General features: G+C 64.1%; 6 protein-coding genes. 3 read left to right on the top strand and 3 right to left on the bottom strand.

The genetic code is table 11. From position 1 onward, the window contains the following. Window positions 1–212, top strand: a 212-nt coding sequence (locus tag ISX93_RS05475) for an ATP-binding protein (protein ID WP_258166941.1), incomplete at its 5' end; no start/stop codon positions are given. A 152-nt stretch (window positions 213–364) separates the two neighbouring features. Continuing rightward, entirely contained in the window at window positions 365–1282 is a 918-nt protein-coding gene (locus ISX93_RS05470) for an alpha/beta hydrolase (RefSeq protein ID WP_195777689.1), read from the top strand. A 263-nt stretch (window positions 1283–1545) separates the two neighbouring features. Here the strand turns inward: ISX93_RS05470 and ISX93_RS05465 are convergent, their stop codons facing one another. The 3 genes from ISX93_RS05465 to mnmC all read right to left on the bottom strand — a co-directional run bounded on the left by ISX93_RS05465 (window position 1546) and on the right by mnmC (window position 6602). Continuing rightward, window positions 1546–1785 (bottom strand): YheU family protein, encoded by a 240-nt coding sequence (locus ISX93_RS05465; protein WP_195777688.1) that lies wholly within the window; start codon window positions 1783–1785, stop codon window positions 1546–1548. An 11-nt stretch (window positions 1786–1796) separates the two neighbouring features. Then, window positions 1797–4532: a hybrid sensor histidine kinase/response regulator gene (locus ISX93_RS05460; protein ID WP_195777687.1), complete on the bottom strand. Its 2736-nt coding sequence runs from the start codon at window positions 4530–4532 to the stop codon at window positions 1797–1799. Between the two features lie 108 nt (window positions 4533–4640). After that, window positions 4641–6602, bottom strand: a complete 1962-nt coding sequence (gene mnmC, locus ISX93_RS05455; protein WP_195777686.1) for a bifunctional tRNA (5-methylaminomethyl-2-thiouridine)(34)-methyltransferase MnmD/FAD-dependent 5-carboxymethylaminomethyl-2-thiouridine(34) oxidoreductase MnmC — start codon at window positions 6600–6602, stop codon at window positions 4641–4643. 124 nt (window positions 6603–6726) lie between these two features. On the opposite strand from mnmC, the gene pap reads away from it, so the two are divergent. Further along, window positions 6727–8214: a polyphosphate:AMP phosphotransferase gene (gene pap / locus ISX93_RS05450; RefSeq protein ID WP_195777685.1), complete on the top strand. Its 1488-nt coding sequence runs from the start codon at window positions 6727–6729 to the stop codon at window positions 8212–8214. Window positions 8215–8294: the final 80 nt, after the last annotated feature.

The following is an 8294-nucleotide window of genomic DNA, read 5'->3' as shown; positions in this document are numbered from 1 at the left end:
TTGATGCGATTGCTGCCGAACACCTGCCGCATCTTGTCGAGCGGTTTTATCGCTGTGACCCTTCCAGCAACCAGCCCGATGATTCGGGTGGGTTTGGTTTGGCAACAGTTCGGTCGATCATGCAGGCCCATGGTGGAAAAGTCAGTGTGACCAGTAGCCATTCAGGCGCGGCGTTTTTGCTATTTTTACCGATCGATACATCTGTATTCTGAGAGGTATTCTCTATCGCGAAGGCCGTGGTTAGGCCTAATTGCAGCGCCCCTAGTTTCGTAACAACCCCAAGCCTCACCGGAGGCCTGCCAAGCCACTACGGAACAGTCCGCGTTTGGCACTGTTCCAGCCATTCCAGCGGATGTCATCATTCATGAACACCATCACCGACCACGTAGTGCCATCGACAATCCAGTTCGTTTCAGGCGGTTCTCGTTGTATAGCTGACTTCTACCGCCCATTGGGCCCCGGGCCTTTTCCTGTGGTGGTGATGGCGCACGGACTGGGTGGTACACGCAAGATGCGACTTCCTGCGTTCGCCGAACGCTTTGTCGCCGCCGGCTACGCCTGCCTGGTGTTCGACTATCGGCACTTTGGTGACAGCGAGGGCGAGCCGCGCCAGTTGCTGGACATCAAGCGTCAGCTTGAGGATTGGAAGGCCGCGATAGCTCATGTCCGCCGCATGGATGATGTAGATCCGGATCGGCTAGCCCTCTGGGGCACCTCATTCGGTGGCGGACATGTGCTGACTATTGCTGCCGAGGATGCGAAAGTGGCTGCGGTCATCTCCCAATGCCCCTTCACCGACGGACTGGCTTCCATTCTCGCGACCGAACCCCTGGTGTCACTCCGGGTCAGCCTGCTGGGTCTGGTCGACCGCATCGGCTCGTGGTTCGGCGCCAGGCCCATTTTGATTCCGCTCGCCGGTCGACCGGGGACGACTGCATTTATGACCTCGCCGGATAGCTGGGATGGTTACAACAGCCTGATCCCACCAGGCGAGTCCTGTCGCAACGAGGCCTCCGCGCGTTTTGCCCTGGATCTGATTCGCTACTACCCCGGACGCAGAACCCCCTCTATCCGCGCTCCTGTGCTGTTCTGTGTGTGCGACCCCGATAGCGTGGCACCATCGAAGCAGACGCTGCGGCATGCCCAGCGCGCACCGCGTCACGAGATCAAACGCTATCCCCACGGCCACTTCGATATATACGTGGGCACAGCCTTCGAGCAGGTGGTGGGCGATCAACTGGAGTTCCTGCGGCGCAACGTGCCGACCATTCCCGCAAAATGATAAAAAGCATGGGCTGTCGCCCTTCAAGGAAGGGTAGCCCGACCACTGGCACTGCGTGCGCTAGTGGTTTTTTCACCGTGCCTGAGCAGCCCCGCACAAGCAGGATACGTCTACCGGACTGAGCCATGACGGGTATCGCTGCTTCTGGCGGGTTTCTACCCGTAGCGACCGGCAGCGATGGGTCGGAAGCGGACAGCTTCTCTGACATGGTTATCATCGGTCTGGCGACAAACTGTCTTCGCGCTGGTTTGTCGCTTCGACAGTCAGTCGTCCAGAGCTGCCAGCCACTCGCGCGGTACCTGGTCACGCAGGGCCAGTTGGCATTGCTGGCTTTCTGCATCAAACACAATGACGGCCTGCTTTTTCTCCAGTGCCCGGCGTACCCGGGCGATGCGCGTTTGCAGCGGGGTGTCGTCGCCGTTGTCGGTACCCTCGCGGGTGACGAAGTCCTCAATCAGGCGCGTCAGGGTGTCGCTTTCGAGCATTTCAGGGGGGATCAGCATGGTGTCTCGGTTCAGCCTGGCTGGTGCAGATGGCGCTCGAGTGTACGGTAGAGCAGGGCGCTATCGATCGGTTTGGCGAGAAAATCGCTCATGCCGACCCGCAGCCCCAGTGCGCGCTGATCGTCCAGCTGCAAGGCGGTCAGCGCAATCACCGGCACCGCCGGCAACTGCTGCTGGTGCTCGAAGGCGCGGATCTCGCGTGTGGCACTGAAGCCATCCATCTGCGGCATTTCACAGTCCATCAGGATCAGCTGGTAGGCCCCCGGATTGCTCCGGTATTTGTTCACCGCGTCCAGCCCGTTGCCGACGATGCGCACGTTATAGCCGCGCTGCTTGAGCAGGCCCTGGATCACCAGCTGGTTCACCTGGTTGTCCTCGGCAACCAGGATGTTCGCCAGTGGCCACTCGCCACTGGCGTTGCCCGGCAGCGGCTGCGCGGGGGCTTCGCCAGCCAGTTCGGCCAGCGCGCTGCGCAGTGGCGTCGCGGTGACGGGCAACGGCAGGCAGACCAGCCGCAGGTCGCCGGGCTGTGGCAGGTCAAGGTTTTGCCCGAAGGCGTAGAGCAGCAGCACCGGCTGTCCGGGTTTCAGCAGCGGTCGCAGGTTGTCCAGCCACTGCCGGGCGCTGCCGCCGGCCCAGGGTTCCATCAGCACCAGCAGCGGCAGGTCGCGCGACTGCCGCAGGGCACTGGCCAGGCTTTGCGGATCCAGGCAGCGCTGGCACTCCATGCCGAAGCGCTGCAGCAGCAGCTCCAGTGCGCCGAGGCCGCGGGCGTCCAGCGAGGCGAGCAGGGCCCGCTGCCCGGACAGGGCACCAAGGCTGGAGTTGGCCTCCGCCTGGGCGGCATGCAGGGGCAGCTTGATCAGGAAGGTGCTGCCCTGCTGCGGAGTGCTTTGCACCTCGATGCTGCCTTCCATCATTTCCACCAGTTCCTTGCTGATCGCCAGGCCCAGGCCACTGCCGCCATAGTGGCGGGTGGTGCTGGTTTCGGCCTGGGCGAAGGACTGGAACAGTTGCCTGAGGTTGTCCTGCTCGATGCCAATGCCACTGTCGCTGATACGGATATGCAACTGCGGTTTGGCCAGGCGGTTGGTGGCGAGACTGGCGTGCAGGCTCACATGGCCGCTTTCGGTGAACTTGAGGGCATTGCCCAGCAGGTTCATCAGTACCTGCTTGAGGCGAGTCGGGTCGCCGCGGAGGAAGCGCGGTACCGCCGGTTCCATGGCCAGGTACAGGTGCAGGCGTTTCTTCATGGCTTCGGCGGTGAACAGGTTCAGCGTGTCGGAGAGCAGTTCCTCGAGGTCGAAGTCGATCTCTTCCAGCTTGAGCCGCCCCGACTCCAGCCGGGCATAGTCGATCAGGTTGTTGATCACGCCCAGCAGCGCATCGCCGGAGCTGAGCACGGTGTCCAGGTAGAAGCGCTGGGTGCGCTCCAGCGAGGTTTCACGGAGCAGTTGCAGCATGCCCAGCACGCCGTTCAGCGGGGTGCGGATTTCGTGGCTCATCTTGGCCAGGAAACGGCTTTTCGCATGGCTCTCGACGGTGGCTTCGGTGGCTTTCTGCAGGGCGCGGAAGCCTTCCTCCTTGAGGGTGTTGATGCGATCGGCGAGGCCGATGGAGATGACGATCATCTCGATCGCACTGCCCAGCTTGACCGTTTCACTGCTGTAGGGGGTGAGCAGTTCGATGCCCAGCGAGCCCAGCGTCACCAGAATCAGCGAGGCCAGCAACACGCTCCAGGCCAGCGTGTAGTAGGAGCCGTAGCGCAGCCCCTGGCGCCAGACATGCACGCCGGTCAGCAAGAGCAGCAGGGAGGTGCCCAGCAGGACGATGCTGGTCAGTACGCTCCATGGCTTGAGGCCGATCAGCGGGCCGGCGGCAACGCACAGCAGGATGCCTGCAGTGACCCACTGCAGCAGGCGGTCGATGCGCGGGAAATATTGCGGGGTATGCAGGAAGAAACGGCTGAACTGCACCGAGGAGACGGCGCAGGCGAACATGGAGATATAGATGCCGGTTGACTGCAGGAACACATTTTCCGGTAGCAGCTGGAACAGCAGGCCGTCAAAGCTGGCGCCCATCATGGCAATCGACAGGCTGTAGGTCAGGTACCAGAGGTACACGCGCTCGCGCAGGGAGATGAACAGGAACAGGTTGTAGCAGAACAGGCCGGCCAGCAGTCCGTAAAACAGCCCGCTGTAGCTCATCCGGATCTCGGTCGCGGCCAGCCCGGCCTGGTAGGTGCTGAATGCCATGGGCACGAAAACGGTGCTGGTGGTGTCCACGCGCAGCAGCAGTGAACTGGTTCCGCGCGGCAGCTCCACGGGGAACCAGAAGTTGCGCAGTTTCACCGGGCGCTGGGAAAACGGAAAGGTATCGCCGGTTTCCTGCAGCAGCGGTTTGCCATCCGCGCCGGACTGATACAGCTGCAGGTTGTCCAGCAGCGAATAGTTGACTTCAAGGTGGCCGCCCAGCGGCGCGGAAGACTGGTTGTCAAACCGCACGCGGAACCACCATGCCGAGTCGTTCTTGCCCAGGTTGGCACTCACGCTGTGCACTTGGGTGAAGGCGCTGTCGGGTAGCGCACTGACTTGTGCAAAGCTCAGCTGCCGGCCGGCGTCCTCCAGGTAACCGCTGTAGGGGCCGAGCAGCACACGCTGATCATTGCTCTGCAGCGGCGCAGGCGGAATCGCCCAGCCCGGCAGGGACAGACACAGCAGGAGCAGGGCGAGGCCGATGCGGTGCATGTACAGACCTGGTAACGCCCGCGTGTCCGGCCGTTGCAGTGGCCATGCTCGCGGGTCGGGTGGAAGGAATGGTGAGCTGTGGTGGCAGTGTGTCGTTATCGTGCAAGTCTAACCGCCGCGCACCAGATTGCGCAGGGAAAAGCGATTCGGATGACAGGCTTCGGCGACACTGCGTGGCAGCGGCAGCGGCTCGTCATCCAACCAGGCAGCCAGCAGTTCGGCGGCCAGTGGCGCGGTAACCAGGCCACGCGAGCCATGTGCACAATTGAGATAGATACCCTCGAGCCACGGGCAGGGCGCTGCTGGAACCTTGCGCGCATTCTTCCCCAGTTCGGCGTAGGTGCGCAGAAATTGCCCATGCTCGGCCAGCGGGCCGACCAGCGGCAGGTAGTCCGGCGTGGTGCAGCGAAAGGCCGCTCGTCCCTGCAGGCTGGCGGGATCCAGGCGGTCGCCCCGCAGGCGCGCGCCGAGGTCGGTGGAGATGGCCTGGAGCAGCTGCAGGTTGTCCTGGTGCTCGCTGGCACTGAGGTCGAGATCACTGCGCTTGAAGTCGAAGCTGGCTCCCAGCGTGTGACTGCCGTTGCGCGCCGGCGCGACATAGCCCTCGGCGCACACCACGCTCTGCAGCGCGGCGCTGGCCGGGGTGGCCGGCAGGTAGCTGATCTGCCCGCGAATGCGCTTGAGCGGCAGATGCGCGCAGGGTGCGAAACGGCCGACATCCGCCGCGCCGGCCAGCACCACCACGGCGGCACCGGCCAGCACCCGGTCGCCGTCCAGTGCTTGCCAGCCGTGTGCGGTCTTGCGCAGTTCGACGGCATGCTGGTGAGTGCACAGGCTAATCCGCGGGTGGCGTGCCAGCAGCCGGCACAGGGCTGGCGGGTTGACCCAGCCGGCCTCTGGAAAAAACAGCCCGCCGGCCGGCAGCGCGACTCCGGCAATGGCCTGCGCCCGGGCCTGGTCGACCTGCTGTAGCAGGTCTGCGGGAAACACGGCAGCCAGTTCATCCTGGCGGGCCTGTTCGGCGGCATCGAAGGCCAGCTGCAGGACGCCGCAGGCTTGCCAGGCACTGGCGTCCTGCACCTGTTCGAGCAGGCGCCGGGTGTAGCCGAAGCCGCCGAGGATCAGCCGGGACAGCGCCGTGCCATGCGCGGACAGCTTCAGGTACAGCACGCCCTGCGGATTGCCGGAGGCCTCGGCGGCCAGCTCGGCGTGGCGTTCCAGCAGGCTGACCTGCCAGCCGCGCGCCGCCAGGCTGGCCGCCGTGGCACAGCCGGCCAGGCCGGCGCCGATCACCAGCGCCGTGCGCTCGCTGGGCTGGAATCCCGGGCGGGCAAACCAGGGTTTTCCCGGCGCTGCCGGCTGCTCGCCAAAGCGCCCGGCCAGCATCTCGCGCTTATGGCCGAAGCCCTTGACCTTGTGCATGGCAAAGCCGGCCTCCTGCAGGCCGCGGCGGACAAACCCGGCACAGGTGAAGGTGGCCAGGCTGGCGCCGGGGGCTGACAGCCTGGCCAGCTGGGCAAACAGTTCGCCGCGCCACATCTGCGGATTCTTCGCCGGGGAGAAGCCGTCGAGAAACCAGGCATCGATGCGCGCGTCGAGCTCCGGCAGCAGCTCCAGCACATCGCCGATCAGCAGTGTCAGCACGACCCGTCCAGCGGCGAAGACCAGGCGCTGGAAGCCCGGATGAATGGCCAGGTATTGGCCGAGCAGCTGCTCGGTGTAGGGCGCCAGCTCCGGCCACAGGGCCAGCGCGCGCTGCAGGTCGGCGCGCTGCAGCGGGTATTTTTCCACGCTGACAAAGTGCAGGCGGGCGTCCGCGGGCGCCTGCTGCTCGAACAGCTGCCAGGCGCAGAGGAAGTTCAGCCCGGTACCGAAGCCGGTTTCGCCGATGCACAGGCGTCCGCCGGCGGGCAGTTCGGCAAGGCGGCGCGGCAGGTCATTGTGGTCGAGAAAGACATGCCGGGTCTCGCCCAGGCCGGAGGCGCGCGAGAAGTACACGTCGGCGAAGCTGCGCGAAACGGGCTGGCCTTGGGCGTCCCAGTCGAGCTGGGCGTGGGTCATGTCAGGCATGCGGTAAAGCCTTTCCGGAGAGGCCGCGGATTCTAGCCGATTGCATGGCACCAGCGCAGTCGCCAGGCTTGCATGGCGGCGTGCTTTCTGCGCTAGTCTTGGTTTTTTAGCGCGAGAGTTGCGTATGTTCGAATCCGCCGAGCTGGGCCATGTCATCGATCAGGAAACCTTTGATGCCGCCATTCCGGCATTGCGCGAAGCGCTGCTCGATGCGCAGTTCGAATTGCAGCGACAGGCACGCTTTCCGGTACTGATCCTGATCAATGGCATCGAGGGCGCGGGCAAGGGCGAGACGGTGAAATTGCTCAACGAATGGATGGATCCACGCATCATCCAGGTGGAAACCTTCGATGTGCAGACCGACGAAGAGCTGGCCCGGCCCCCCGACTGGCGCTACTGGCGCCGGCTGCCACCCAAGGGCCGGATCGGCATCTTCTTTGGCAACTGGTACAGCCAGATGCTCAATGCCCGGGTGCAGGGGCGGATCAAGACGGCGCGCCTGGATCAGGCCAGCGATGCCGCCGAACGCATGGAGCGCATGCTCTGCGACGAAGGCGCGCTGATCTTCAAGTTCTGGTTCCATCTGTCGAAGAAGCAGATGAACAAGCGCCTGGAGCTGCTCAAGGCCGACCCGCTGCGCAGCTGGCAGGTCAGCCCGTTCGAATGGGGCCAGTCCAGGGTCTACGACAAGTTCGTGCGCTACGGTGAACGGGTCCTGCGGCGTACCAGCCGGGACTACGCGCCCTGGTACGTGGTCGAGGGCCTGGATGCCAATTACCGCAGCCTGACGGTGGCGCGGATCATTCTCGAAGGGCTGCAGGTCGCGCTCAAGACCCGCGCGCGGCCCAAGCGCCAGCCGCATGTGGCGCCGCTGGTATCCAGTTTCGACAAGGTCAACCTGCTTTCCCATCTGGACTTGGGCCAGTCCCTGGACAAGGACGCCTACCGGGTCGAACTGGCCACCGAGCAGGCCCGCCTGTCGCGCCTGATGAGTGACAAGCGCATGCGCCGGCATGCCCTGGTGACGGTGTTCGAGGGCAATGATGCCGCAGGCAAGGGCGGCGCCATCCGGCGCGTCACCGAAGCGCTGGATCCGCGCATCTACCGTGTCGTGCAAGTGGCCGCGCCGAGTGAAGAGGAGCGCGCGCAGCCCTACCTGTGGCGCTTCTGGCGACACATACCGGCCCGCGGCAAGCTGACCATTTTCGACCGCTCCTGGTACGGTCGGGTGCTGGTCGAGCGGGTCGAGGGCTTTTGCAGCCAGGCCGACTGGCTGCGCGCCTATGGCGAAATCAGTGATTTCGAGGAAAGCCTGACCACCCATGGCGTGGTGCTGGTCAAGTTCTGGCTGGCGATCGACCGCGATACCCAGGAGCAACGCTTCAGGGAACGCGAGGAGATCGGTTACAAGCGGTTCAAGATCACCGCCGATGATTGGCGCAACCGCGAGAAGTGGGATGAGTATGTGGATGCGGTGGCAGATATGGTTGATCGCACCAGCAACGAGATTGCCCCCTGGACCCTGGTCGAGGCCAACGACAAGCGCTTTGCCCGGGTCAAGGTGCTGCGTACGATCAACGAGGCGCTGGAGAAGGCGTTCGCCAGGAACTGAGCGGCGTTCACCGGCAATAAAAAGGTTATGTACGCGTTATGGGTTGAAGACCTGCTTGTCGTAGGGTGGGCGTAGGGTGG

The organism is Pseudomonas sp. N040, assembly GCF_015637705.1.
Lineage (GTDB): Bacteria > Pseudomonadota > Gammaproteobacteria > Pseudomonadales > Pseudomonadaceae > Aquipseudomonas.
This window is presented reverse-complemented; position numbering and strand designations above follow the sequence as displayed.

Bases quoted from the DNA above. Each gene is read 5' to 3' on its own strand.
- ISX93_RS05465 (WP_195777688.1), bottom strand. From the start codon at position 1,785: ATGCTGATCCCCCCTGAAATGCTCGAAAGCGACACCCTGACGCGCCTG.
- pap (WP_195777685.1), top strand. From the start codon at position 6,727: ATGTTCGAATCCGCCGAGCTGGGCCATGTCATCGATCAGGAAACCTTT.
- mnmC (WP_195777686.1), bottom strand. From the start codon at position 6,602: ATGCCTGACATGACCCACGCCCAGCTCGACTGGGACGCCCAAGGCCAG.
- ISX93_RS05460 (WP_195777687.1), bottom strand. From the start codon at position 4,532: ATGCACCGCATCGGCCTCGCCCTGCTCCTGCTGTGTCTGTCCCTGCCG.
- ISX93_RS05470 (WP_195777689.1), top strand. From the start codon at position 365: ATGAACACCATCACCGACCACGTAGTGCCATCGACAATCCAGTTCGTT.